23 protein-coding genes and 1 other annotated feature are annotated in these 26651 nt (G+C 40.5%); of the genes, 15 read left to right on the top strand and 8 right to left on the bottom strand.

Going from position 1 to position 26651, the window contains the following annotated elements; genetic code table 11:
• The first annotated feature begins 8 nt into the window (after positions 1-8).
• From C6344_RS11845 to C6344_RS11825, 5 genes are all read left to right on the top strand, one after another.
• Positions 9-1694 (top strand): methyl-accepting chemotaxis protein, encoded by a 1686-nt coding sequence (locus C6344_RS11845; protein WP_066031685.1) that lies wholly within the window; start codon positions 9-11, stop codon positions 1692-1694.
• Between the two features lie 189 nt (positions 1695-1883).
• Entirely contained in the window at positions 1884-2447 is a 564-nt protein-coding gene (gene hpf, locus C6344_RS11840; protein WP_003213481.1) for a ribosome hibernation-promoting factor, HPF/YfiA family, read from the top strand.
• Positions 2448-2633: 186 nt separating this feature from the next.
• The gene (gene secA, locus C6344_RS11835) at positions 2634-5159 is read left to right on the top strand and encodes a preprotein translocase subunit SecA (protein WP_106072963.1); all 2526 of its coding nucleotides are present in this window, start codon (positions 2634-2636) and stop codon (positions 5157-5159) included.
• Positions 5160-5226: 67 nt separating this feature from the next.
• Positions 5227-6328 (top strand): peptide chain release factor 2 gene (prfB, locus tag C6344_RS11830; RefSeq protein WP_106030559.1). Its coding sequence is split into 2 segments (ribosomal slippage): positions 5227-5298 and positions 5300-6328, totalling 1101 coding nucleotides; the frame shifts between segments, so codons are not numbered across the junction.
• A gap of 124 nt (positions 6329-6452) precedes the next feature.
• Positions 6453-8246 carry a M3 family oligoendopeptidase gene (locus tag C6344_RS11825; RefSeq protein ID WP_106072962.1) on the top strand — a complete coding sequence of 598 codons (1794 nt, stop codon included), beginning with the start codon at positions 6453-6455 and terminating at the stop codon, positions 8244-8246.
• A 16-nt stretch (positions 8247-8262) separates the two neighbouring features.
• Here the strand turns inward: C6344_RS11825 and C6344_RS11820 are convergent, their stop codons facing one another.
• The gene (locus C6344_RS11820; protein ID WP_066031686.1) at positions 8263-8997 is read right to left on the bottom strand and encodes an alpha/beta family hydrolase; all 735 of its coding nucleotides are present in this window, start codon (positions 8995-8997) and stop codon (positions 8263-8265) included.
• Positions 8998-9186: 189 nt separating this feature from the next.
• Here C6344_RS11820 and C6344_RS11815 point away from each other — a divergent pair, with 189 nt between their 5' ends.
• From C6344_RS11815 to C6344_RS11795, 5 genes are all read left to right on the top strand, one after another.
• Complete coding sequence (locus C6344_RS11815) at positions 9187-10035, top strand: YitT family protein (protein ID WP_003212797.1); 849 nt, start codon at positions 9187-9189, stop codon at positions 10033-10035.
• A gap of 48 nt (positions 10036-10083) precedes the next feature.
• The gene (gene cccB, locus C6344_RS11810; RefSeq protein WP_106030555.1) at positions 10084-10413 is read left to right on the top strand and encodes a cytochrome c551; all 330 of its coding nucleotides are present in this window, start codon (positions 10084-10086) and stop codon (positions 10411-10413) included.
• Positions 10414-10793: 380 nt separating this feature from the next.
• Positions 10794-11480 carry a cell division ATP-binding protein FtsE gene (ftsE, locus tag C6344_RS11805; protein WP_034660129.1) on the top strand — a complete coding sequence of 229 codons (687 nt, stop codon included), beginning with the start codon at positions 10794-10796 and terminating at the stop codon, positions 11478-11480.
• Positions 11473-12363, top strand: coding sequence for a permease-like cell division protein FtsX (gene ftsX, locus C6344_RS11800; RefSeq protein ID WP_034660128.1), 891 nt, complete (start codon positions 11473-11475; stop codon positions 12361-12363). Before ftsE ends, ftsX begins: the two co-directional genes overlap by 8 nt.
• Positions 12364-12474: 111 nt before the next feature.
• On the top strand, positions 12475-13740 hold the full coding sequence (locus C6344_RS11795) for a murein hydrolase activator EnvC family protein (RefSeq protein WP_034660127.1): 1266 nt from the start codon (positions 12475-12477) through the stop codon (positions 13738-13740).
• Between the two features lie 50 nt (positions 13741-13790).
• Here C6344_RS11795 and C6344_RS11790 read toward each other — a convergent pair whose 3' ends face one another.
• Positions 13791-14531, bottom strand: a complete 741-nt coding sequence (locus C6344_RS11790; RefSeq protein ID WP_060597379.1) for a sulfite exporter TauE/SafE family protein — start codon at positions 14529-14531, stop codon at positions 13791-13793.
• 153 nt (positions 14532-14684) lie between these two features.
• Between C6344_RS11790 and ctpB the strand changes: the two genes are divergently transcribed.
• From ctpB to C6344_RS11775, 3 genes are all read left to right on the top strand, one after another.
• Complete coding sequence (ctpB, locus tag C6344_RS11785) at positions 14685-16133, top strand: carboxy-terminal processing protease CtpB (RefSeq protein ID WP_106072961.1); 1449 nt, start codon at positions 14685-14687, stop codon at positions 16131-16133.
• 344 nt (positions 16134-16477) lie between these two features.
• On the top strand, positions 16478-16831 hold the full coding sequence (locus C6344_RS11780; RefSeq protein WP_007500014.1) for a swarming motility protein SwrAA: 354 nt from the start codon (positions 16478-16480) through the stop codon (positions 16829-16831).
• 68 nt (positions 16832-16899) lie between these two features.
• The gene (locus C6344_RS11775; protein ID WP_066031688.1) at positions 16900-18087 is read left to right on the top strand and encodes a PDZ domain-containing protein; all 1188 of its coding nucleotides are present in this window, start codon (positions 16900-16902) and stop codon (positions 18085-18087) included.
• Between the two features lie 9 nt (positions 18088-18096).
• Here C6344_RS11775 and C6344_RS11770 read toward each other — a convergent pair whose 3' ends face one another.
• Positions 18097-18462 (bottom strand): winged helix-turn-helix transcriptional regulator, encoded by a 366-nt coding sequence (locus C6344_RS11770; RefSeq protein ID WP_034660123.1) that lies wholly within the window; start codon positions 18460-18462, stop codon positions 18097-18099.
• 229 nt (positions 18463-18691) lie between these two features.
• On the opposite strand from C6344_RS11770, the gene C6344_RS11765 reads away from it, so the two are divergent.
• Both C6344_RS11765 and C6344_RS11760 read left to right on the top strand, forming a co-directional pair.
• Positions 18692-19366: an NAD(P)H-dependent oxidoreductase gene (locus C6344_RS11765; protein ID WP_066031689.1), complete on the top strand. Its 675-nt coding sequence runs from the start codon at positions 18692-18694 to the stop codon at positions 19364-19366.
• A 90-nt stretch (positions 19367-19456) separates the two neighbouring features.
• Positions 19457-19681 (top strand) — a binding site (T-box leader).
• A 75-nt stretch (positions 19682-19756) separates the two neighbouring features.
• A complete protein-coding gene (locus tag C6344_RS11760) occupies positions 19757-21106 on the top strand; it encodes an amino acid permease (protein ID WP_066031690.1) in 1350 nt (449 codons plus the stop codon).
• Positions 21107-21317: 211 nt separating this feature from the next.
• Here the strand turns inward: C6344_RS11760 and C6344_RS11755 are convergent, their stop codons facing one another.
• From C6344_RS11755 to C6344_RS11735, 5 genes are all read right to left on the bottom strand, one after another.
• Positions 21318-22733, bottom strand: coding sequence for a HAMP domain-containing sensor histidine kinase (locus C6344_RS11755; protein WP_066031691.1), 1416 nt, complete (start codon positions 22731-22733; stop codon positions 21318-21320).
• On the bottom strand, positions 22730-23416 hold the full coding sequence (locus C6344_RS11750) for a response regulator transcription factor (protein ID WP_060597374.1): 687 nt from the start codon (positions 23414-23416) through the stop codon (positions 22730-22732). The genes C6344_RS11755 and C6344_RS11750 overlap by 4 nt, the downstream gene beginning before the upstream one ends.
• The gene (locus C6344_RS11745) at positions 23413-24396 is read right to left on the bottom strand and encodes a YncE family protein (protein ID WP_060597373.1); all 984 of its coding nucleotides are present in this window, start codon (positions 24394-24396) and stop codon (positions 23413-23415) included. Before C6344_RS11745 ends, C6344_RS11750 begins: the two co-directional genes overlap by 4 nt.
• A 277-nt stretch (positions 24397-24673) precedes the next feature.
• On the bottom strand, positions 24674-26008 hold the full coding sequence (locus C6344_RS11740; RefSeq protein WP_066031692.1) for an MFS transporter: 1335 nt from the start codon (positions 26006-26008) through the stop codon (positions 24674-24676).
• Between the two features lie 40 nt (positions 26009-26048).
• Positions 26049-26621, bottom strand: coding sequence for a TetR/AcrR family transcriptional regulator (locus C6344_RS11735; RefSeq protein ID WP_060597371.1), 573 nt, complete (start codon positions 26619-26621; stop codon positions 26049-26051).
• Positions 26622-26651: the final 30 nt, after the last annotated feature.

The following is a 26651-nucleotide window of genomic DNA, read 5'->3' as shown; positions in this document are numbered from 1 at the left end:
AGGAAATTATGAGACTAAAAAATCAATTTTTGTTTGGGCTTATTGTCATATGTGTATTGTTTGTCAGTATTTTAGGGTTCTCAAGCTTTATCTATTACAAAACAGATCAATCCTACAAGACGCTTCTCAGCAAAGAAGTGAAGCTTTATCAGACCTCACTGGAATTAGAGGCGCTTTTGCAAAAGCAGGAAGCGCAAATCAAAACCTATGTTGTCGTGCAAGATGCTGAAAATTTACAGAAAATTGAGCAAACATATGAAGAGATTAATAAGAAAACAACTGAAGCTTCAAAAATGAGCGCTGTCAAACAAGCAAAAAATCTATTAGATCAAATCTCAGAAAAAAATTATCTTTACTACACCTCAACGAACCGACTATTTAATTCATTGAATATGCAAAATCAAAAAGAATTCAACACCCGCCTCAGTCAAGAATTACAGCCTATCGAACAAGAAATACATACCTTTACAAAAGAATTTGCTCAAACCCAGTTGAAGCAACGTGACCAGAAAATCAATCAACTCAATCAAGACAGTAACAAATTATTATTCACACTCATTCTAGTCAGTGCGGTCATTATTGTTGGCTTTTTGGTGATTGGGACAAGATTCGTTCATCGTATGACAAAGCCGATTGTTTCTGTCACAAATGCCGCGAGAAGGATGGCAGATGGTGATCTTACACTTGAAGAGATTGAAGTGACCTCTAAAAATGAGATTGGCCAACTCGGTACCGCTTTTAATCAAATGACGACTCATTTACGTCAACTCATTTTACAGGTGCAAAATGGATCAAGACAATTAGCTGATTCTGCTGCTCAGTTTGAGGAAACCATTCATCAAACAATATCGGCAAGTGAGCAGACGTCTAGTTCGATTGAACAGGTCGGTGAAGCTTCACGTGAACAATCAGACGCGGTCGGAAAAGTAGCTTCTGCGATTCAAGAAGTCTCGACTGGTATGCAAAATGCAGCTGAACATACATCCGATGTTTCGGGTCACTCAATTTCAGTGACTGAAAAGGCTGAAGAGGGTGCAGCACTTATTCAGCAATTTGTAAAACAAATGAACTCTATAAAAGCGTCTGTGAATGAACACCATTCCACAATGGCTCATGTACAAACCCAGTTTACTGGCATTGAAGATTTGTTAGGTCATATCCATGCCATTGCTGACCAAACGAATTTGCTTGCTTTAAATGCTGCTATTGAAGCGGCAAGAGCAGGAGAACATGGAAGAGGCTTTGCGGTTGTAGCAGATGAAGTGAGGAAACTGGCGGAAGAATCTAGTCAGCTGACAGATCAAATTAGTCAATTACTCGCGAACGTGAACAAAGATACTGAAAAATCATCACACTCGATGACAAAGGTTGAGCAGGATGTAGCAGAAGGTGTGAAAGTATCGCAATTGTCTGAACAGAGTTTTCATGAAATCCTGGAATCTATTCGTGATATTTCGATGAAAGCAGAGGAGCTTTCAGCCACTGCAGAGCAAATTTCAGCTAGTACAGAGGAAATATCTCAGACGGTTGGGGTCATTGAAGAAGGAGCCAAACGCAATTCAGAAGAGACGGAGTACATGTCTGCTGCTGTTGAAGAATCATTGGCGGCAAATGAAGAGATGAAAGCAGCGGCGGAAGATTTAAAAACCTTATCTCATTCGCTGAAAACATCCATTTCATCTTTCACGATTTAAACGTGAGCTGGTCTTTTTCAAGAATGAGCCGAATATATATTCATCACCTATCAAGCAACAGTTGAAGCACCGCAAAATTCGACAAATTTCAATGAATATTCACATTTTTTTTACGTTTGAGCAGGAGAAAAGGAGGGAAAAGTAGAAATAGGTTTACATATCCTTAATTTTAAAGGAGGCGTTCTTTACATGAATTACAATGTCAGAGGAGAAAACATCGACGTAACACCTGCACTAAGAGATCATGTCGAGAAAAAAATTGGAAAGCTGGAGCGTTATTTTGAAACAGACGTAGATGCTTCAGTCAACGTGAACTTGAAGTTTTACAATGATCAAGAATCTAAAGTTGAGGTTACCATTCCAATGACTGATCTAGCACTTCGAGCTGAGGTGCATAATGAAGATATGTACAATGCAGTAGACCTAGCAGCCAGTAAATTAGAACGTCAAATTCGAAAACACAAAACAAAAGTAAACCGTAAATTCCGCGAGCAAGGTGCCAAAAAACACTTATTTGCTGGAGGAAATGGAACGGCTGATGTAGCTGTTCAAGATGACGAAGAAATTGATGAAACAGAAATCGTCAGACAAAAACGATTCAATTTAAAACCGATGGATAGCGAAGAGGCCATTCTTCAAATGAACATGTTAGGTCATAGTTTCTTCGTCTTCACAAATGCTGAGACAAATTTGACCAATGTGGTCTATCGCCGAAATGATGGCAAATATGGACTCATTGAGCCAAACGCTTAATCTGATCTAAAAACAACCTAAAAAAAGTAAACCCGTTCCCTTCATAAGGGGCGGGTTTTTTGTGCGAAATCATTGCAAATTCTTTGGAAATGAAGGAAGGTATGGTATGATAAATGCAGGTAAATATGGACCTGTCAATCTTTTGGACATGCCGAAAAATTGCATGAAATAGAGGAGCGTTATTATATGCTTGGAATCTTAAACAAAGTGTTTGATCCTACGAAACGTACGATCAGCAAATATGAAAAAAAAGCAAATGAAATCGAAGCTCTCGCACAAGATTTCGAGAAATTATCTGACGAGGCTTTACGAAATAAAACGATTGAATTTAAAGAAAAACTTGAAAAAGGACAATCCGTGGATGACCTGTTGGTTGAAGCATTTGCAACGGTTCGCGAGGCATCACGCCGCGTGACAGGAATGTACCCGTTTAAGGTGCAACTCATGGGGGGGATCGCGCTTCATGAAGGCAACATCTCTGAGATGAAAACAGGTGAAGGTAAAACGTTGACATCAACAATGCCTGTTTATTTAAATGCTCTTTCTGGAAAAGGCGTCCACATTGTGACAGTCAACGAATATTTGGCAAGCCGTGATGCAGAGGAAATGGGCAAGATTTTTGAATTTCTTGGCTTAACGGTTGGCTTAAACTTAAACAGCTTAGACAAAGATGAAAAAAGAGAAGCGTATGCCGCTGATATCACGTATTCAACAAACAATGAACTGGGCTTTGACTATTTACGAGATAACATGGTGCTTTACAAAGAGCAAATGGTTCAAAGACCGCTTCATTATGCCGTGATCGATGAGGTTGACTCCATCTTAATTGATGAAGCGAGAACACCTCTTATCATTTCTGGACAAGCTGCGAAATCTACAAAGCTTTACGTACAAGCCAATGCATTTGTTCGTACATTAAAAATAGAAGATGATTTCACATATGATATTAAAACAAAAAGTGTACAGCTAACAGAAAGCGGAATGACGAAGGCGGAAAAAGCATTCGGCATCGAGAACTTATTTGATGTTAAGCATGTTGCGCTGAACCATCACATCGCTCAGGCGCTGAAGGCACATGTTGCGATGCAAAAAGATGTGGATTATGTCGTTGAAGAAGGCCAAGTCGTTATTGTTGACTCTTTTACAGGACGTTTAATGAAAGGACGCCGTTATAGTGAAGGTCTGCATCAAGCTATTGAGGCAAAAGAAGGTCTCGAAGTGCAGAACGAAAGTATGACCCTTGCAACGATTACGTTCCAGAACTACTTCCGTATGTATGAAAAGCTATCTGGTATGACTGGTACAGCGAAAACGGAAGAAGAAGAATTCCGTAACATTTACAACATGCAGGTTGTGACAATTCCGACCAATCAACCAGTGGTTCGTGATGACAGACCTGATTTAATTTACCGCACAATGGAAGGTAAATTTAAAGCAGTGGCTGAGGATGTTGCGCAGCGCTATATGACAGGGCAGCCAGTTCTTGTCGGAACAGTAGCGGTTGAGACATCTGAGCTTATTTCTAAGCTGCTTAAAAATAAAGGGATTCCTCATCAAGTGTTAAATGCGAAAAACCATGAGCGTGAGGCACAAATTATTGAAGAGGCTGGTCAAAAAGGTGCCGTCACCATTGCGACAAACATGGCAGGTCGTGGTACGGACATCAAGCTTGGCGAAGGCGTCAAAGAGCTTGGCGGTCTAGCTGTGATTGGGACAGAGCGTCATGAATCACGACGTATTGATAACCAGCTTCGCGGACGTTCTGGTCGTCAAGGAGACCCAGGGATTACTCAATTCTATCTCTCCATGGAAGATGAATTGATGCGCCGATTTGGTGCAGAGCGCACGATGGCGATGCTTGACCGCTTTGGCATGGATGACTCTACACCTATCCAAAGTAAAATGGTGTCTAAAGCCGTTGAATCATCTCAAAAACGCGTCGAGGGGAACAACTTTGATTCCCGTAAACAGCTTCTGCAATATGACGATGTACTTCGTCAGCAGCGTGAAGTGATTTACAAACAGCGATTTGAAGTCATCGATTCTGATAACTTAAAATCGATTGTCATCAATATGATTCAATCTTCAATTGAGCGGGCTGTTGGTTCTTATACGCCGAAAGAAGAGCTTCCTGAAGAATGGAAACTAGATGGGCTTGTTGAATTAATCAACACGAACTATTTAGATGAAGGAGCTATTTCGGTCAAAGATATTTATGGCAAAGAAGCAGATGAAATCACCTCCTTCATCATGGATCGTATTAAAGAAAAATACGATGCAAAAGAAGAAACATATGGCGATGAACAAATGCGAGAATTTGAAAAAGTCATCGTTCTTCGTGCGGTGGATTCAAAGTGGATGGATCATATCGATGCAATGGATCAGCTGCGTCAAGGGATTCATTTACGCGCGTATGCACAAACAAATCCGCTTCGTGAGTATCAAATGGAAGGATTTGCGATGTTTGAGCATATGGTTGCTTCAATCGAAGATGATGTAGCCAAATATGTCTTAAAATCAGAAATTCAAAACAACCTAGAACGTGAAGAAGTCGTTCAAGGCCAAACAACTGCTCATCATCCTCAAGAGGGTGATGAGGAGAAGACAGTGAAAAAGAAGCCGGTACGTAAAGTCGTAGACATTGGGCGAAACTCACCATGTCACTGCGGAAGCGGCAAGAAATATAAAAATTGTCATGGGAAGACAGAATAAGTAATGGAAAGAGGTGAAAACCTCTTTCTATTCATGTCAGCCCCCATACATCTATGAGGTGAAGGATATGGAATTAGTAGAAATTAGACAAGAGCTTGAAAATATGGCTAGCAGGCTAGCTGATTTTAGGGGGTCTCTTTGACCTCGAAACAAAAGAAGCCAAAATTGCAGAACTCGAAGCGACAATGTCAGAAGCTGATTTTTGGAATGATCAGCAAAAGGCACAAGGCGTCATCAATGAAGCCAATGCACTAAAGGATAATGTGAATGCATACCATGAGCTCAGTGAATCTCATGAAGAGCTGCAAATGACACATGACCTATTAAAGGAAGATTATGACGAGGAGCTTCATGCAGAGCTTGAAAAAGAGCTGAAGAACTTAACCAAGCAGTTTAACGAGTTTGAGTTGCAGCTTCTCTTAAGTGAACCATATGATAAAAACAATGCCATTCTTGAGCTTCACCCTGGTGCAGGCGGTACTGAATCACAGGACTGGGGTTCTATGCTTCTGAGAATGTATACTCGCTGGGCAGAGCGCAGAGGCTTTAAGGTTGAAACGCTTGATTATCTTCCTGGTGATGAAGCAGGAATTAAATCTGTGACATTGCTCATCAAAGGGCATAACGCATACGGGTACTTAAAAGCAGAAAAAGGTGTCCATCGTTTGGTTCGTATTTCTCCTTTTGATTCATCTGGCCGCAGGCATACGTCCTTCGTTTCCTGTGATGTCATGCCAGAGTTCAATGAAGAAATTGATATTGATATTCGGACAGAAGATATCAAGGTAGATACGTATCGTGCAAGCGGCGCAGGTGGACAGCATGTCAATACGACTGACTCTGCCGTTCGTATCACACACATACCAACCAATGTTGTGGTCACATGCCAAACAGAAAGGTCACAAATCAAAAACAGAGAACGTGCGATGAAAATGCTGAAATCGAAACTTTATCAAAGACGGATCGAAGAACAGCAGGCTGAATTGGATGAAATTAGAGGAGAGCAGAAAGAAATTGGCTGGGGAAGCCAAATTCGCTCTTATGTATTCCATCCGTATTCTCTTGTGAAAGACCATCGAACCAATACGGAGATGGGAAATGTTCAAGCGGTCATGGATGGAGATTTAGATTCATTTATCGATGCTTACTTACGTTCGAAATTATCATAAAAACTCGGCTTCTTGCTGGGTTTTTTTAATTGTGAGAAAATATAATGAATATAAAGGAATACATATGCCATACTGACTCTATATCCTTTGTATGATGAAATTAGCAAATAAAGGGGGAAATATTTTGGGATTAACACCATTACAAGAGACGTGGGATTTAAATGCCTTTTTTAAAGGAGGCAGTTCTTCACCAGAATTTAAAACATACCTGCAACACATTCAGCAGCTATTAGATGAATTAAGACAAAAGGTCGATGCCTTTTCAAAAGAAGATACACACATTGAAAGCAGGTTAACGTCTGTCCTTGACACGTATGAAACCACATATAAAAAACTGTCTCAAGCAGGTTCATTTGTATCCTGTCTTCAATCTCAAAATACAAAGGATATGAAGGCTGGCAGTCTTCGAGGTACGATAGCCAAGCTTGAAGCTGATTTAGGTACCATTCTTGCGCTGTTTGATCAAGCGCTTGCTGCCATCTCTCCTGGAAAATGGGAAGATCTCTTGAATTCAGAGGCCTTTTCAGATGTACGCTACATATTAAATGAACGCAGAGAGCGCGTGAAGGATCAATTGCCTGTTGAACAAGAAACGTTGATTCAAAAGCTAGCCGTAGATGGCTACCATGCGTGGGATGAGCTTTATTCTAGCTTGGTGAATAAGATTATGATTCCATTTGAACAAGATGGTGAAACGCAGATGATCTCTGTCGGCCAAGCGGAAAATGCGATGGATGATTCAGATCGTGAAGTCAGAAAGGCCGTATATCATAACTTAGAGCACGCATGGACACAGGATGAACATCTATTTGCAAGCACGCTTAATCATCTGGCAGGTTTCCGTTTACAAGTATATGAAGCAAGAGGCTGGGATCATATTTTAAAAGAGCCGCTTGATATTTGCCGGATGAAACAAGAAACCCTTGATGCAATGTGGTCTGTGATTGATGAACATAAGCAGCCATTCATTGATTACTTACATCGAAAGGCTGACATGCTTGGAGTGGATAAGCTAAGCTGGTTTGATGTTGGGGCTCCTATTGGCAGTGAAACCAAGATCTATCCCTATCAAGAAGCAGCTGCTTTTATTGTGAAACATTTCGCTGGATTTGGAAAAGAGCTTGCTGCCTTTACAGAAAAAGCCTTTAATGAACGCTGGGTAGAAGCTGAGGATCGTCCAAACAAACGAGTAGGCGGTTTTTGTACAAATTTTCCTGACAGCGGGGAGTCACGCATTTTTATGACCTTCTCAGGAAGTCCATCCAATGTGGCGACACTCGCGCATGAGCTTGGTCATTCGTTCCATCAGGAAGTGATGCAGGATGTTCGCATTCTTAATCGCAAATATGCGATGAATGTAGCTGAAACGGCGTCGACATTTGCAGAAATGATTGTGGCTGATGCTTCATTAAAAGAAGCGGCAAATGAAGAGGAGCGTCTCAGTTTGTTAGAGGATAAGCTTCAGCGGAGTGTAGCATTTTTCATGAACATTCAATCTCGTTTCTTATTTGAACAGCGTTTTTATGAAGAGCGTAAACAAGGAGAAGTGCCGGCGGATCGGTTGAATGAGCTGATGGTAGAAGCGCAGAAGGAAGCCTTCGGTGACTCTTTAGATGAATACCATCCACATTTCTGGGCGTCTAAGCTGCATTTCCATATCACAGGTGTACCGTTTTATAATTTCCCATACACATTTGGCTACATGTTCTCACTAGGGATTTATGCAAAAGCCTTGCGGGCTGGTACTTCGTTTGAAGAGAAGTACATTGCATTACTAAAGGATACAGCTTCAATGACAGTAGAAGATTTGGCTCATAAGCATTTAGGCGTCGATCTTACCCAAAAAGCCTTTTGGGAGGAAGCCATTGGTTTAGCTGTAGCAGACGCTGAAGAGTTTTTAGAAGCGACGAAAAAGTAAAAATGAAAAGCTCCTATTACGGGAGCTTTTTTGCTGGTTTTAGCCATTCAAGCATGGTCTGAATGATATCCTTTTGCTGCGTGAGGGCTGGAATGTCCGCAGGCTGATCACCTTTTTGTTTGCCGTACATGCCAAACTGAGCATGGTTCCCGCCTTTTATTTCATGGTAAACGGTTTGAGACGGCAGATTTGTTTTCGATTTCTTGATTTTCTCTTGTGTCGCAAGCCCATCCTTTTCACCTGATATAGAGAGTACGTTCAAGGACGATGATTTCAAGTTATCTGATGCTGGATAAGACGCAAAGAAAAAGAGACCGTCGAGCTTGCGCTGGTTTTTTTCTGCAAACATAGCGGCAGCTGTTCCGCCTAGTGAATGACCGCCAATATACCAGTGTTTGATCGTTTGATGAACTTTCATAATATCGTGTGCTTTGTTTGTATTAAAAATCGCAAACGAAAATGGCATGTCAGGGATAAAGACAGAATAACCTTTTTTCATCAGTTCATTCCCAATATAGGTATACGCAATTGGTTCCACCTTTGCCCCGGGATAGAGAATAATACCAGTATCGCTTTTTGCTGATGCAAATGTATACACATCGTTTTTATGTTCCACTTGCTCGATGTTCACTTGCTTTTTTAATGCGGCGGATGGTCCGTATGTAAAGCGGCTCCATGTATAGAAAGCACCAAAAGCCAAGATGATCAGTGCAAGTAATGTCATGCCTGTTATCTTCAGTATTTTCTTCATCGCATGTCCCTTCTTTCTCATGTACATATTAAATATACCATCATTTGCTCCTATGCCAAACGGCAAGCACGCTGATCCGTTTGTGTGATAAAGTATTAATCCATTAGCACTGCATTTGGCTGTTATTTACATTCGGTTTAGAAGGGCTTAAAATAGGTGTGCATTCAGAAGTAACGGAGGAAGAAAGACATGAAGCAGGGACATTCACAATTATGGATTGAAGCGAAAAATTACTTGTTCATTTTAATCGGATCAGCCATTGTGGCGATTGGATTTAATACGTTATTATTACCGAATCAGATTGCTGCAGGTGGAGTGAGCGGTATTAGTACGATTATGCAGTCATTCGGCTTTGAGGCGGCGTATGTGCAATGGGGACTCAATATTCCGCTGTTTATCGCTGGTTTTTATTTATTAGGCGGGACATTTGGCGTGAAAACGCTCGTTGGCTCTATTTTTTTACCTTTGATGGTGTTTGTCACAAGACATATTGCACCTGTGACACATGAAGCGCTCTTAGCAGCCATTTTTGGCGGAGTGGTGATTGGGATCGGAATAGGGCTCGTGTTCCTTGGAAATGGATCAACAGGTGGAACGGCGCTCGCTGCCAAAATCATCAATAAATATACAGGCCTCACGCTTGGCACCTGTTTAGCGATGATGGATGGCCTAATTGTCCTGGCTGCGATGACTGTTTTTGGGATTGAAGAGGGACTGTACGCTGTCATTGGTGTGTTTATTTCAAGTAAAACGATTGATGTCGTACAGGCCGGCTTCAGTCATTCGAAAATGGCGATGATCATTACAGGGCATGAGGATGAGGTCAGGCAGGCAGTATTTGATCAAATTGACCGTGGTGTCACAAAGATCTCAGCAGTCGGTGGATATACCGACCATGACCGTCCAATTCTGATGTGTGTCGTTGGGCAGTCACAATTCACAAAGTTGAAACAAGTGGTGAAAGCAATCGATGCATCAGCATTTGTCATCGTAATGGATGCAAAAGAGGTGCTTGGTGAGGGTTTTAAAAGGGCGTAAACAAGGATATAATAGCGTTGACCAAATGATTGTAAGGGAGGGAAATTGATGAAAAAAAGCGGATTAATGATGCTGTTTGCAGTGATGCTTCTTGTTCTTGCGGCTTGTGGAGGAAATTCAAGCAGCAGTGACAAAGAAGGCAGCAAAAGTGCTTCAACTGTGAGCAGTGGTGAGGAAATTTATCAGCAAAACTGTATTGGCTGTCATGGGAAAGACCTATCTGGTGGAGGCGGACCAAGCCTGAAAGAAGTAGGGAAGAAATATAATGAAAGCCAAATCGCAGATATTGCACAGAATGGTAAAGGCTCTATGCCAAGCGGAATGGTAGATGAGAAGCAAGCAAAAGAAGTGGCAAAATGGCTTGCAGAGAAAAAATAAAACCTTTGTCTAATCGACAAGGTTTTTTTGTTTTTATATGTAGAAAAAGACTTTTGAATAGTATGAAAACGTATTATATTAAATTTTATTAAAAAAATAAGGGTAAAAAGACATGTTTATCGGTTTTAATTGTTCTTTTTACCTTTTAACTATAAGTTTTGAAATATAAATGTAATACCATTGCGTCGATTCATGACGTATAATTGGAGTTGTTGAAATTTAGACGATTCATTTTTTTCATCTTTTTGGATGAAAAGGACATAAATTGCTTGTACGTATCGAAGGGTATGTGCGTGACCATACATAACGTTTTTTGACGATAAGTGTCAAAACATCATGATAAGCTGTTAGTCAGCAATAAGAAAAGATTAGGTGATTACATGATTGAAATGAAGGAAGTCTACAAGATCTATCCTAACGGTGTAAAGGCGATCAATGGAATCAATGTCTCTATCCACCCAGGAGAGTTTGTGTATGTTGTTGGTCCCAGTGGTGCTGGTAAATCCACTTTCATCAAAATGATGTATCGTGAAGAGAAGCCAACCAAAGGGAAAATCTTAATTAATAGCAGAGATTTAGCCTCAATTAAGGAAAAAGAAATTCCTTACGTAAGAAGAGAAATTGGCGTAGTATTCCAAGATTTCAAACTACTTCCAACCCTCACGGTGTTTGAGAATGTGGCATTTGCTCTTGAAGTCATTGGGGAACAGCCTCATATCATTAAGAAAAAAGTGCTGGATGTACTTGATTTGGTACAGCTCAAGCACAAAGCACGACAATTTCCTGACCAGCTGTCTGGCGGTGAACAGCAGCGTGTATCTATCGCTCGCTCGATCGTGAATAGTCCTGAGGTTGTCATTGCAGATGAGCCGACAGGAAACCTTGATCCAGACACATCTCTGGAAATCATGAAGACACTTGAAGAGATTAATAACCGCGGAACAACAGTCGTCATGGCGACACACAACAAAGAAATTGTAAACAGCATGAAGAAACGTGTCATCGCAATCGAAGATGGAATGATTGTGCGTGACGAAGCAAGAGGGGAGTACGGCATTTATGATTAAAACTCTCTCGCGGCATTTACGTGAGAGCTTCCGTTCACTTGGAAGAAACACGTGGATGACATTTGCATCAATTAGTGCGGTCACTGTCACATTGATTTTAGTTGGGGTTTTTCTTGTGATTATGCTCAACTTGAATAACATGGCATCGAACGCTGAAAAAGAAGTAGAAGTAAAAGTGTTAATCGAATTAACGGCGAATCAAAAGCAGCAGGATGAATTAAAAGCAGAAATTGAGAAGATTCCTGAAATCAGTGATGTGAAGTACTCATCTAAAGATGACGAACTAAAAGCGCTGATTAAAAGCTTTGGTGAAAATGGACAATCCATGGGACTTGTTGATCAAGAAAACCCATTAAACGATGCGTTTATTGTGAAAACATCTGATCCACACGATACACCAAAAGTAGCGAAGAAATTAGAAAACTTAAAGGGTACGTATAAAGTAACCTATGGAAAAGAAGAAGTCAGCCGACTCTTTAATGTGGTCGGAGTGGCGCGAAATGTAGGTATTGCGCTCATTATTGGGCTTTTATTTACAGCCATGTTCTTGATCTCTAATACGATCAAAATTACGATTTTTGCTAGACGTAAAGAAATCGAGATTATGAAACTCGTAGGTGCAACGAACTGGTTTATCCGCTGGCCATTCTTTATTGAAGGATTACTGCTTGGTGTATTTGGTTCTATTATACCAATCGCTCTATTGCTTGGCACATATCAATATGCAGTGGGCTGGGTGGCACCGAGAGTACAAGGCTCATTTATTTCCATGCTTCCATATAACCCGTTTGTCTATCAAGTTTCACTGGTCCTTCTATTGATCGGTGCAATCATTGGTGTATGGGGAAGCTTGACGTCCATCCGTAAATTCTTAAAAGTATAAATCTATTTTTGATGGCAGCACTCGAGAATTTGATAGAAGGTGTGACCGGTTGAACCGATTCATCCGGTCGACTCTTTATGCAGGCAGTTGTCATAGGAGGGGAATATCGTTTTGAAAAGAAAGCTGATGATGGCTGGAATGGCAGCGTTTATTGGAACAACGTGGCTATACATTCCAGGGAACGAGAATCGTGCATTCGCATACGAAGACCTAGATCAAAAACGTCAACAAATCGAAGAGAAAACATCAAAGACTGAATCCACTTTGAAGAAAAAGAAATCAGAGCTGGCTAAGCTTGAAAAGAAAGAATCCAAGCTCAAAAAAGAAATTGAAAAGATTGACCACAAGGTAAGTGCTGCAACTGAAAAAGTCGCTGAAAAAGAAAAAGAAGTCAAACAAACGAAGCAAGAGATCAAGAAACTAAAAAAAGACATTCAAGTCATCAATGATCGAATTGAAAAAAGAAAAGCTATATTCAAAGATCGAATTCGTTCGATGCAAAAAAGCGGCGGTACGATCAACTATTTAGATGTGCTGCTGGGTGCTCGCAGCTTTAGTGATTTTGTCGGTCGTGTTGGAGCTGTCACAACCATTGTCGAAGCAGACAAAGACATGATTACAGAACATGAAAATGATTTAAAGCTGGTGGAGCAAAAAGAAGCAGAGCTAAATAATCAGCTAAATGGACTTGAAACATCTCTGAAAGAGCTAGAAGAGTTGAAAAAGGATTTGTCTAAACAGCAAAAAGAAAAAGAGAAAATCTTAGGGGATGTAACAGATAAAAAGAACCATGCCCATGATGAATTAGGCAAACTTGAAAATGAACAAGAAATTCTAGCGAACCAAAAAGCGGCTGTGAAGTCTGAGGAAGCACGCCGCCAAAAGGAAGAAGCGAAGAGAGCAGAACAAGCAGCTGCTGAAAAAAGTGCACCTGCACCTCAAAGCGGCGGCTCGGATCAAGTATCTGATACACCAGCAAGCAGCTCCGGCTTTATTAAACCAGCTGCTGGCCGATTCTCATCTGGCTTTGGCGGACGTTCAGGCGGACAGCACTACGGTTTAGATATTGCAGCAAAAGGCACAGTATCTGTCGTCGCAGCTGCAGCTGGAACAGTCACGAACTCAAGCTACTCATCGAGCTACGGGAATGTGATATTCATTACGCATAATATCAATGGACAGACCTATCAAACGGTATATGCCCACCTGTCTACAAGAAGTGTGTCCACAGGGCAGAGAGTCGAGCAAGGACAATTCCTTGGATATATGGGGAATACAGGCCAATCACATGGTCAGCATCTCCACTTTGAAATTCATAAAGGATTATGGAATGGCGCTAAATCAAATGCAGTCAATCCAGCGCAATATATCCGCTAATCAAAAAGCCGATAACATCATGTTATCGGCCTTTTTTATTCTAAATGAAATTAAAATAACAGCAGTAAACCGGCAATAATAGGTGTTAACAGTACAGCCGACTTCAATAAGAGCTTCGGTGCAAGGCGTGTGAATTTTGCGCCAATAAATGCCCCTAATACTGTTCCGATTAAAATTTGAATCAGCAAGATAAAATCAACATAGCCCTCTGTAATATATCCAATTCCACCACCAATGGAAATCGGAATAATGACAAGCATTGTCGTGCCAACTGCCTGTCGAATGGAAAGTCTCAGTAAAATCAAAAGTCCTACTTGAATAAATGGTGCAGACCCGATACCAAACATACCTGACAGCAATCCGGATACAAGTCCTAAAATAATACCCCTTATGAGCAGCTGACGTGAAGAAAGCGGCTGATGCTCAGTGTCTTCCTTAAGAACAAATAATTTGATCATCATAAACACAGCGGATAAAAAGAGCATTCCAGCTGTTAAATAGTGCAGACTTTCTTCTGGAATAAAAGGAGCAACCTTAGCTCCTGCAAAAGAAGCAACACAAGCCAAAGCTCCGACAATCAAACCAGATTTCAGCTGAATATTCCCTTCCCGGTAGTGGCTGTATGCACCTGATAACGTCGTAAATGCCATTGCGGCTAAAGACGTCCCGAGTGCGGTATGGATAGGGATATCAAAAATTAACGTAAGCAATGCGATGACAAAACCAGCCCCGCCTGCTCCTACAAATCCTAATAAAATTCCTAATAAAAGCATCGTCAATATAATATTCATAGCGAAGACTCCTTCTCGATCATAACAAAATAAAAATTACACCTAATGAAATGATTAGTCAAGCCTTCGCGGGAGAATGTCTTTACATGAAATCCCTTCTTCTGGCATATAATAACTCAGGTCATCAGGAAGAGTTGAAGAAGGAGGCCAAATATGAAAAAACAAATCGCATCTATTATGGCAAGTGTCGTTCTATTAATAAGTGCAGGGGTGATGGCGCATAAAGAGGGAACTCATGCGGAGTCACCGCAAGCAGCTGCTGCAATGGCTGGACAAGCTCAATCAAGTGATAAGGCGAAAGAGAATGGGATGGAGAAAATCGAGAAAGCCTATGACCTGATATCGAATGAATATGTAGAGGAAGTGGATCGCCAAAAGCTGCTTGAAGGCGCCATTCAAGGAATGCTTTCAACTTTAAATGATCCGTATTCAGTATACATGGACAAGCAAACCGCCAAGCAATTTTCTGATTCGCTTGATTCTTCTTTTGAGGGAATTGGGGCAGAAGTGGGAATGGATGAAGGAAAAATCATTATCGTCTCTGCCTTTAAAAAATCCCCTGCGGCAAAAGCAGGTCTAAAGCCGAAAGATGAAATCATCAGCATTGATGGTGAGCCGATGAAAGAAAAAAGCTTAAACGATGCTGTACTGAAAATCAGAGGAAAAAAAGGAACATCTGTCGTTCTGAAAATCAGACGAAATGGGATTGAAAAAGAGTTAACATTCCATATCAAACGAGAAGAAATTCCGCTTGAAACCGTGACTTCTTCTGTGAAAGAGGTAAATGGTCATAAAACGGGCTATATCGCGATCTCTAGCTTTTCTGAAGATACTGCGAAGGATTTCACGTCAAGCCTGAAACAACTCGAGAAAAAGGGCATAGAAGGTCTTGTGCTGGATGTGAGAGGGAACCCTGGCGGCTATCTGCAAAGTGTAGAAGACATTTTGAAGCATTTTATTACGAAGGATCAGCCTTATATTCAAATTGCAGAACGGAACGGCGACAGGAAACGGTATTTTTCAAAACGGAAAGAACAGAAGCCTTATCCAGTCAATGTCTTAATCGATAAAGGCAGTGCATCCGCTTCTGAAATACTTGCTGGTGCTATGAAAGAAGCCGGAAAATATGAAGTCGTCGGTGATGTCTCCTTTGGGAAAGGCACTGTGCAGCAGGCGGTTCCAATGGGTGACGGCAGTAACATTAAATTAACGCTGTATAAATGGCTCACGCCAAAAGGGAATTGGATTCACAAAAAAGGTGTCGTACCGACAATTGCGATTCATCAGCCAGATTACTTTACCGTAGGCCCACTTCAACTGAAAGAACCGCTTCAGCTGGATATGAACAATGAAGAAGTGAGACAAGCACAGACGCTGTTAAAGGGATTGTCATTCGACCCCGGCAGAGTAGACGGCTACTTTGATGAAGAAACGAAAAAGGCAGTTCTAGCCTTCCAAAGCACATACAATCTCGATAAATCAGGTGTGATTGATCTGAAGACAGCGAAAATGATGAACAAAATGGTGGATGAAGTGAAATCCTATGAGAAAAATGATCTTCAACTGCAGACTGCACTAAAAGCACTATATCTTAAAAAATAAAGAGGCGAATAAATGCCTCTTTTTTTTGGTTCATAAGTGTCACGAACATGTAATAGTTTATTCTTAAAAATAAATTATATCGAGAAATATATTCATTTATTTTACAAAAAACATAACATTCCTTCGATTTTACCCGATAACATATTTATATAAGAGACTTTCTGTTGATTTAAACATGTCATGAAAATGAAACTTTTGAAAGTTGTATGTTACATAAATAATTCTTACAATATAAAGTAGCACTCATTTTAAATATTTTATTTTTTGCGGATATTCAGCTTGAGCATTAAGCTGTACCGAGGTTTGCGCTTTTCTTAAAAGAACTAGTAAATGGGGGTACACAATTGAAAAGGGCAAGTATTGTGAGAGAGAAAAAATATTACGAGTTGGTAGAGGAGCTTAAGAGTCGTACGAAAGATGTGACGTTTTCCGCTACAAAGGCATTAAGTCTGCTCATGCTGTTAAGCAGGTACTTGGTCAATTACACAACGGTAGAATCAGTCGACGAAATCGATGAAGACTGTGCTGAGATATACTTCAATTATTTAATGGATAATCATAAGAGACTTGGTATAAACTTAACCGACATCAAGAGGTCGATGCAGCTGCTCGGCGGCATACTAGATGTAGATGTCAATCACTACTTAAAAGATTTTTCACTGTCGAATGTCACACTTTGGATGAATCAGGAGAAATAAACCTGGTGTCAAGCATCGATTTATTTGATAGAATAAGAGAAAATGCTTGACTTGGGCGGTGAACGATAATGAGCTCGGAGTGGATGGGAGCTGGATTAAAAGCGGTCGGTCTGTTTTTAATCCACCCTCTTTTTTATTTCATGATATTAATCAGCCTGTTACATGGCTACATCCGCGTAAAGCGGGAGAGAAAAGCGTTTCAAACAAGAATAGAAGATGTATACGATGAACTTAAATTTACATATTCAAAGGGATGGATTCTAGGGATTTGCCTATCCGTCATTTCAGTAGGCTTAGGGATTTCCCTCCCGCCTGGATTCATCGTGCTGATTGCAGCGATGACCATCGTTTGCTCTTTATTCTTTAAGGCGAGTGCGCTTTCGTCTGCATACACACTCGGTTTCAGTTTTATTGCGGCACTTGGACTAATGTATGTCCAAGTGAGCCATTCTTGGCTGCCGCAGCTCTCAATGATGAATGCATCAGCCGTTGTTATTTTGCTAGGTCTTTTATTAATGACCGAGGGGATTCTAGCCTATCAAACGGCGCATTTACGAACATCGCCTGCAATGGTGATGAGTGCGAGAGGACTTTTGATTGGCCAGCAGCGGGCAAACCGCCTGTGGCTTTTACCGCTTGTTTTGCTGATGCCGGCAGGTGAATTTACTTCTTCTCTGCCATGGTGGCCGGTGCTTCAAGTACACGATCAAAGCTTTTCATTTATTTTGATTCCATACATCATCGGTTTCGGGCAGCGGATTCAAGGATCACTGCCAATTGTGAGCATTCAAATTACGGCACGGCGTATTCTCATGCTTGGACTCGCTGTTGCTTTACTAGGTGCTGCAAGTATTTGGTTTGAGCCGATTGCATGGGGAGCTGTATTGATAGCGATTGTCGGAAGAGCTTTCCTCTCATGGAAACAGAGAGTCAATGACAATGCGGCTCCATTCTACTTCTCTAAGCGTAATCAAGGGCTGATGGTGCTGGGAATCATTCCGAATACACCTGCAGCTGATTTAAAGCTTGAGATCGGAGAAGTCATTACAAAGGTGAATGGAATTGAAGTCAAAACCGTTTCGGAATTTTACGAAGCCCTTCAAACCAATCGTGCTCTGACAAAGCTTGAGATCATTGGCTTGAATGGTCAGACAAGGTTTGAGAAACGCGCTTCTTACGAAGGGGAGCATCATCAGCTTGGCATCCTGTTTGTGAAGGATGATCCACAGCAAGAATCAACGGCGATTTCATCATAAAAAAAGCTGCTAGAGATGGCAGCTTTTTTCTTTTGGGCGAGCTTCTTTTCCATAGGATTCGCCCCATTCACGCATAGCGAAGATGATGGGTTTTAAAGTATCTCCAAGAGAAGTGAGTGAATATTCGACACGAGGAGGGACCTCCTCATAGACTTTTCTGTGAACAACGCCGTCTTGTTCTAGCTCGCGCAATTGCAGCGTGAGAACACGCTGAGAAATTCTTGGCAGAAGCCGGCGTAATTCGTTGTATCGTTTTGGACCGCAAGTCAAATGATAAAGGATCACTCCTTTCCATTTTCCTCCTATTACACTCGTTGTGGTTGAAACGGGACAGCCATGATTGACAATACTGACTGGATTGGATGGTGCACTCATCTTTACACTCCTTTCTAGGACGAAATGGGTGATAAACGAACATGATTGTACCTAACGAACAAAAATGTGCGTACTTGAATCAATGGAAGCTTTTCTTTTACCATAGAGATATCACATCACACATTCGGGCTGTTTGTTTTATTATCATAACAATTTCTATATGGGAATGGAAAGAAATTGGATTGATGAAACTTCTCACCCTAATCGTTCACTAGAAAGGATGAATACCATGCGAGACAAAGAGCAATTAAAAAAAGAAATCATTGAGGCGTATGAATTCCGTCATGCGACAAAAGAGTTTGACCCGACGAAAAAGATTCCAGAAGATGACTTTGCGTTCATTTTAGAAACAGGAAGACTTTCCCCAAGCTCTGTCGGATTTGAGCCTTGGAAATTTCTCGTCGTTCAAAATGAAGCATTTAGAGAGAAATTAAAAGAATATACATGGGGTGCGCAAAAGCAGCTTCCAACTGCCAGCCATTTTGTGATCATTTTGGCAAGAACAGACGCCCGGTATGATTCAGCATATGCAGAATACATCAACAAGGAAATCAAGGGAATGACAGACGAAACGTTTGAAATGGTAAAAGAACGCTACAAAGAATTCCAAGAGAATGATCTTCATTTGATGGAAAATGACCGTACGCTCTTCGATTGGGCTTCCAAACAAACGTATATTGCCCTTGGAAATATGATGACAGCCGCGGCACAAATCGGCATTGATTCATGCCCTGTTGAGGGATTCAGCTACGATGAGATTCATCGTATTCTTAAGGAAGAAGAATTACTTGAAGATGGTCAGTACGACATCTCTGTCATGGCAGCCTTTGGGTATCGAGTCATTGAGCCAAAGCGCGGCAAAACGCGTCGTCCGATGGATGAAGTAGCCGTTTGGATTCGTTAAAAGAAAATGTCTGAAAAAGGCTGTTGACAATTGCGTGGTTAGTCAGTATATTTAAAAAATAAAATCTTTGATAAATAGACAAATTGACTATAAAACGCTTTGACTTGAGAATAGTAAATGAATATCCGTTTTCTAAGAGAGCTGCGGGGTGGTGCAACGCAGTAAAACGAATCATTGAACTCGCTCAAGGAGCGGCAAGACTGAATGAATAGTAAGTCTTTACGTGTGACCTCCGTTATCGGGTTTCAAGTTGGATTCAGCTATGTCTGAATCAATAAGAGTGGTAACGCGGTTGCAAGGTCAGTCGTCTCTTCAAGGAGATGACTGGCCTTTTTATATGCTTTTATCTTATATTTGTCTGAAGATTCAAATTTAAAGGAGCTATAGAAAATGGAAAAGGAACATGTGCAGTTAAAACGAACAATGACGTCAAGGCATATCATGATGCTCGCACTTGGCGGTGCCATCGGTGCTGGTCTGTTTAAAGGAAGCAGTTCTGCCATTGATATCGCGGGTCCTGCTGTCATTTTGGCATATATGATTGGTGGTCTTATTTTATTATTTATTATGCAAGGACTTGCCGAAATGACGGTTGCACGACCTGGCGCTAGAACATTTCGTGATTTAATTGAACCTGTGTTAGGCAAATACCCCGCCTATTTCTTAGACTGGATCTATTGGAAAATGTGGGTGCTGAACATTGCAGCAGAAGCGATCGTGTCTGCAATCTTTATTCAGTACTGGTTCCCGCAAGTACCAATATGGACACTTGTGTTAATCATTTCACTTGTTGTGACATTGATCAATGTTTGTTCAGTCAAAATGTTTGCTGAGACAGAATACTGGTTAGCCTCTATAAAAATTGCTGTCATTCTTTTATTTATTATCATTGGGTTAACGATGCTGTTTGTCTCATTCGGACAGCATGCAGCACCGGGATTATCCAACTTAACCGACCACGGGGGATTTTTCCCGAATGGAACGGGCGGCTTAATTGCGGCAATGCTGGTGGTCGTGTATTCATATGGGGGAACTGAAATGATTGGGGTCACATTAGCAGAAACAAAAAACCCTGAAAAAGTCATCCCAAAGGCCATTCAAAGTACATTTGTACGAATCATCGGTTTTTATGTACTTCCGTTCTTCATCATCGTCAGCTTGATTCCTTGGAATCAAGTAAACAATGAGCAAGTGAGTCCATTCGTCACGGTGTTTGCAACGATTGGTGTGCCATATGCAAGTGATATCATGAACGGGATTATTTTACTAGCGATCTTGTCTTCTATGAACTCTGGTCTGTATGCTTCTTCAAGGGTACTATTTACACAGGCGATGGATGGCCGTGTATGGAAGGGTTTTTCTAAGCTGTCGAAACAGCAGGTGCCAGTCAGAGCGATTCTAGTATGTACATCTACTTTGTATGCAGCCGTATTAATCTCTCTTTTTGTAGGAAGTCAAACCTTTAATTATTTAATGGGATCTTTAAGCTACACAGTCTTATTCATCTGGTTTATTATTGCTGTTGGGCATCTAAAGTCTCGAAGCGTAACAGCACCAGGAGGATATCGCGTCAAGCTGTATCCTTTCACGACATGGTTTTCTGTCATTGCGATCATTGCCATTTTTATTGGCGTAGTATCAACAACTCCGATCGTTCAAACCTTGGTCACAATGGGTATCTATCTCATCATCACTCTTTCTTTCTTCATCAATAGAAAGCGGTTTGAAACAGCTGTTTAATTTAAAAGCGTGCAGGACTTTTGAAGAAGGTCTGGCACGCTTTTTTAATGTAGTTTTATTGTTTGAACTGAAGCAATCGACTCTCCATTTGAAAGGAATTGATGCATAAAAGTAGATGATCAAAAAGGGGCTGAAAATAGCTGTTCGAATTTAGACGACTGATGCACATATATGGATCAAGCGAATGACCCTACCTATAAAATCTAATTTGTTATATCATAGGCAGGTTTTCATCGATCGGAGTATTTGGCAGCTGAATGATGGCTGTCGTACTGCATCCTGGCTCAGATTGAATATCGAACGTGCCATGATGTTTTTTCATGATTTGATAGACAATGGCTAGTCCAAGACCGGAGCCGCCATCTTTTCTCGTACGTGCCTTATTTACTCGGTAAAATCGCTCAGAAACATGTGGAAGGTCTTCTTTTGGAATGCCGTTGCCCTCATCTGTCACTCTCAATTCAGCCATATGCTGGTGAACTAGTAATTCAATCGAGATCGATTTTCCAGAGGGAGTGTAATGAATGGCATTGTCCAGTAAATTACGAACCACTTGTTGCAGCCGATCGCTATCGCCATACACAATACAATCCTCATCAAGTGTTCGTTTCAGATAAATGCCTTTTTGATTAGCGATAAATGCCATTTGATCAAGAACGTCATGAATCAGCTGTGCAAAGACAATTGGCTCCATCGTTAGTGGATAAGAATCACCTTCTAGCTGCGCAAGGTCTAAAAGATCGTGCACAAGCCGGCTTAAACGTGCGGCCTCATCCTGGATGATGTGCATTCCTTTTTTTTGATCAATGATCCCTTCTTCAATTCCTTCAGCATATCCTTTCATATAACTTAGCGGAGTCCGAAGTTCGTGAGAGACATTCGCAAGAAATTCCCTGCGGTGCTGCTCAACTTTTTCAAGGGTAGAAGACAGTTTGTTAAAGGAGCGGCTCAGCTGGTTTAACTCATCTCCGTTTTTGGTCACAGCCATACGTTTTGAAAAATCACCAGATTCCATTTCCATAGCAATTTCTTTCATTTGATTAATTGTCCGCACGACTTTATTGGAGCTTTTATATCCGATAAAGAAAATCAGGAGCAGGATCAATAAAATGGATATGCCAAGTGTCAATCTGATTTGGACAAAGGGTTCATACACATCCGATAAGGGCATGGATAGAAAAATTGTCCCCGATAGCTCATCTTTGCTTGAGAAAACAGGGATAGCGATGCCAAGAATATCTTGATGAAACTGTGAGTGTTCTCTAATCAGCACGACGGTTTCCCCTTGAAGGAGCTTTTGGCGTTCCTTGAACGTAATGAGATTATCATTTGTGTTCGTATCAAAAGGAAGACCACTTGAAAGCTCCATTGGGTCATCTGTAAAAATAATGTTCGCCTGACTTGAGTCGTTTGCCCATTTTATTCTATCGGTAAAATACGTATCTTTCCCGTGTTTATGATAGATTTGTGCCAACTTTTTACCTTGTAAACTTAAGGAATCGATCTGTTTATCAATATATAAGTGCTGGTATAAGTAATAGGTAAGGGCAAGAGCTGAGGCAGCAACGATTCCGGTCACTACAAGGATTAAGAAGAGCACTTTCTTTTTAATCGATAAAGGCTTCATTCTTCCTCCTCAAACTTATAGCCGACACCCCAAACGGTTTTAATATGCCGTTCCGCTCCCTTTAATTTCAGTCGCAGCGTTTTGATATGTGTATCGACTGTTCGTAAAGAGCCGCTCGTGGAATGTGATTCCCACAATTTTTGATAGAGCTGTTCTCGTGAAAACACTTGGCCTTGATTGAGTAAAAGAAACATGAGTAAATCGAATTCTCTTCTAGTTAAATTAATGGGCTCCTGATGGATATAGACTTGTCTGCCATCCTGATCAATCTCCATGTCACCAATCTGTATTCGGCTGCGCTTTAGCGAAAGACCTCTAATTCGTCTCAAGGTTGTTTCAATTCTTGCTGCAAGCTCACGTAGACTGAAAGGCTTCATGATGTAGTCATCCGCACCAATTTCTAGACCTCTAATTCGATCCTCCTCATAACTTCTAGCTGTTAAGAATAAAATGGGGATTTGAGATGTTTGCCGAATACGCTGACAGACTTCAAATCCATCCATATCAGGCATCATGATATCCAGTACAACAAGGTCAACGGGTTCTTTTTCAAGCTGACGTAAGGCATCCATTCCATTATTAGCTGTGATGATGTGAAAGCCTTGTCTCTTTAAAAAGGATCCGATTAACTCAAGCATATCGAACTCATCGTCTACGATTAAAATATGCATTTGTTCTTTCATTTCTTTTCCTCCAACACGATAGCATAAGGTCCTGATGGGACATTCAGTCGATTTTTCATCATGAATGTATGTTTATCGATAATTGATACTGAATTGTCATCTAAGTTACTCACATATATTGATGTGGTATCAGCGGTGATATAATTCGGGTTTTGACCAGTTTCAACAGAAGCAAGCTGCTTATTTGTCTCTGTATCTACTTTGTACAGAGTATGATCTCCATGACAAAGTACATATAAAGTAGAAGAATTTTTCTCTGAAAAGAATGCAACGGGCATAACGCCTAGTTTCATTTCTCGCTGCTTTTTACCTGTTTTTGGGTCGTAAGAAAAAATGCTTTTATTTAAGGTACCTTGTTTACCGTGTCCACCGACCCAAATGGACTTTCCATCAAAATGAATACCAGAAGGCCGTTCAAGTACAGAGAACGTACGTATATGTTTTTGCTTCTCAATATCTATGACGGAGACAGTATGACTTTCTGCATTTAAAACAAATAAAGTACCTGAAGAAGAAAGTGTCATAGAAGAAGGTAACTTTCCGGTCTTCACAGTTGCTTTTATTTTTTTACGCTGCGTATCAATAAAATAAACGACATTTTTCTGTGTATCCGCTGCAATTAAGGTGTGAGAAGCTGCATCATATGTAAGAGAAGTTAGCCCTTTATTCACATCCATATAATCTGTTGCTGTACCTTTTTTTAAATTAATTTCGATAAGCGATTCTCCTTCTTTACTTGTTGCAATGATGACGTCTTTGTTGATTTGGATAAGGTCAGTGAGCGGATGTTTTAAATCAACGGAAGAGATCATTTTATTCTTTTGTAAATCAACTATTGAAAAGGAAGCTTTTTTTAATTGAGAGATGACCGCGATCGATTGAGAGCTGCCAGGTGGATTAAATTGCTGGTCTTTGCCACAGCCTGACAGGAATAATATTAGAGCTGATAAACAGATCAAAACATATTTTGCACGTTCCATTCTTCCGCTCCTTTGCGTCCTATATTTTCAAAAAGCATACCACAAAAATTGTGAAAAAAAATCGAAGTTATCAGTACTGGAAGAGATGAAAAACAGCTTTTAGGTGGGTGAACGGGGACAATTTCGATCGAAAGTTCCTTTTTTGTCTAGTCATATGGCTTTTTTTCATCTTTAAAAAAGGATTTTCAATATTTGATTACTGTACCCGCTCTAGCTTACAGTGATACAAATGATGAAAACTCCCCCGCTCTAAATCAACATAGAGCGCAGGGAGTCATTAGGCGGAATGCCCCGATGATGGAGAGGTGGAACTTGTTTTGACGCGTTGAGATAAAAGGAAACCAAGGATTCCTGCGCCCATTAATACAATAAATAAAGATTGGAAACCACTCATGATACCAATCAATGTCGATGAAATGATACTGCCAAAATATCGAAAGGTAGAGAAAATACCAGATGCCGAACCAGATAAGCTTTGATCAACAGCAGTTAAAGAAGCCATCTGCATACTGGTCATACCAATCCCTGATGAAATTCCACCTGCGATTAGTGTCACGATTAGCAGTGGTAAGGAGGGGTACTGACTCAGTGTAATTAACATGATGCCTGATAAAGTGAGGCAGAGAAATGAAAAGCGAATCATTTTTTTCGCGCCTTTTTTCGGATGAAGTCTAGCCCCTAGCAAACCGCTAAGAGACATACAAAGCGAAAATACCGATAAAATCATACCGCCTTGTGTATGAGAAAGGGCAAGTTGTTGTTCCATAAACAGCGGCATAATAAGAAGGATGGCGTACATGACAAAATTACTTAGCATGATCGACAGATTCGCATTTGTAAATGAACTGTTTTTAAATAGGGACAAATCGATGATCGGATTCTTTACTTTCCGTACATGTTTAAAGAATAAAGGAATCACAATCAATGCTAAAATGCCATAAATTAAATATTCATTTAGTAACTGGCTTTTTGTGCATAGAATGATTGTGGCAATTCCGATGGTTAAATACAATGAACCGATGATATCTACCCTTGCTTGTAAGCGTGTATGCTTTATGTTTGGAATGAGTAAAATACCGGTGACAAGTGTAAGAAACAGAAATGGGATATTCACTAAGAATATGGAATGCCAATCAAAACTCTGAATGAGAATTGATCCAATAAAAGGTCCAAGTGCGGCACCAATACCAGCACCAAATCCAAAGTAACCCATTGTTTTAGACAGTTTTTCGGGTGATACTGTTGCACGAATCAATGCAATGCTATTCGGTGTTAAAATAGCCCCGCCAGCTGCTTGAATGGATCGAAAGATGATGAGAAATGCTAGATTAGGTGCTAAAGCACAGCCAATCGAGCCGATTAAAAAGAGTGTTACTCCGGTTAAATACATGCGGCGGTGTCCGTATATATCTCCTAACTTACCAGCGATAGGCTGAGTGACCGCCATGACAATAAGATAAATTGTGACAACCCAAGTAATGTTTGAAATGGATTGATCATAATAAGTTGATATGGATGATAGAGCGACTGCGATCATCGTTGAGTTGACCGGAACTAGTATAGCTCCAAGTAACAAAGAATAGATGATCAAGCTCTCTTTTTGTAACCTCAATGTGTATACCACCTTTTGTAAAAAAGAAGAATTCCACCCTTTAAGCGGGAGAAATTCCTCTCATGAAAATGTGTGTGTATGTCTCAATAAAATCATCTTTTTGTGTTAAAACGAGTTGAAAGTCTTGCTCTAGCTGCTGAATAAAAAAACCGAAATACGTACTAATGAAAATGTCTGCATAAATGTCTTCTTTTCCTTTTAAGACATGATGCTGAGCACTCATCTTTTTGAAATATTGTATCAGCATTTCCCTTAGTTCTTGAGGATAAATTTTTTCATGACTGGTCAAATCTTTAAACATAGCCGGTTCTCGCATGCTGATATAAATAAATTCTTTTTTTGAAGTTAAATCTTCAAGGAAATAGGAACCGAGAAACTTTAAATCGGTGTATAAATCGCCTTTAAATTCTGCTTCTAAGGTTTTCGTCGGTGTTGATTTCATTTTCATAATGGCAGCAATGACGCCGCGTTTGTTTTTAAAGTTGCGAAAAATAGTCGCTTCACTGACATTCGCTTTTGTGGCTATTTCTTTGGTTGTGGTTTTTTGATAGCCCTTTTCAGTTAATAAATCCATTGTTGCGCGAATGATTCGTTGATTTGTAGATTTTAACAAGCATACTCACCTCAGGTTATGAATGTGTTT

This window comes from Bacillus sp. GBSW19 (genome assembly GCF_002998655.1).
In the GTDB taxonomy this organism is placed as follows: Bacteria; Bacillota; Bacilli; order Bacillales; family Bacillaceae; genus Bacillus.
Note: the sequence above shows the minus strand (reverse complement) of the source record. Positions and strands in the feature narration are given on the sequence as shown.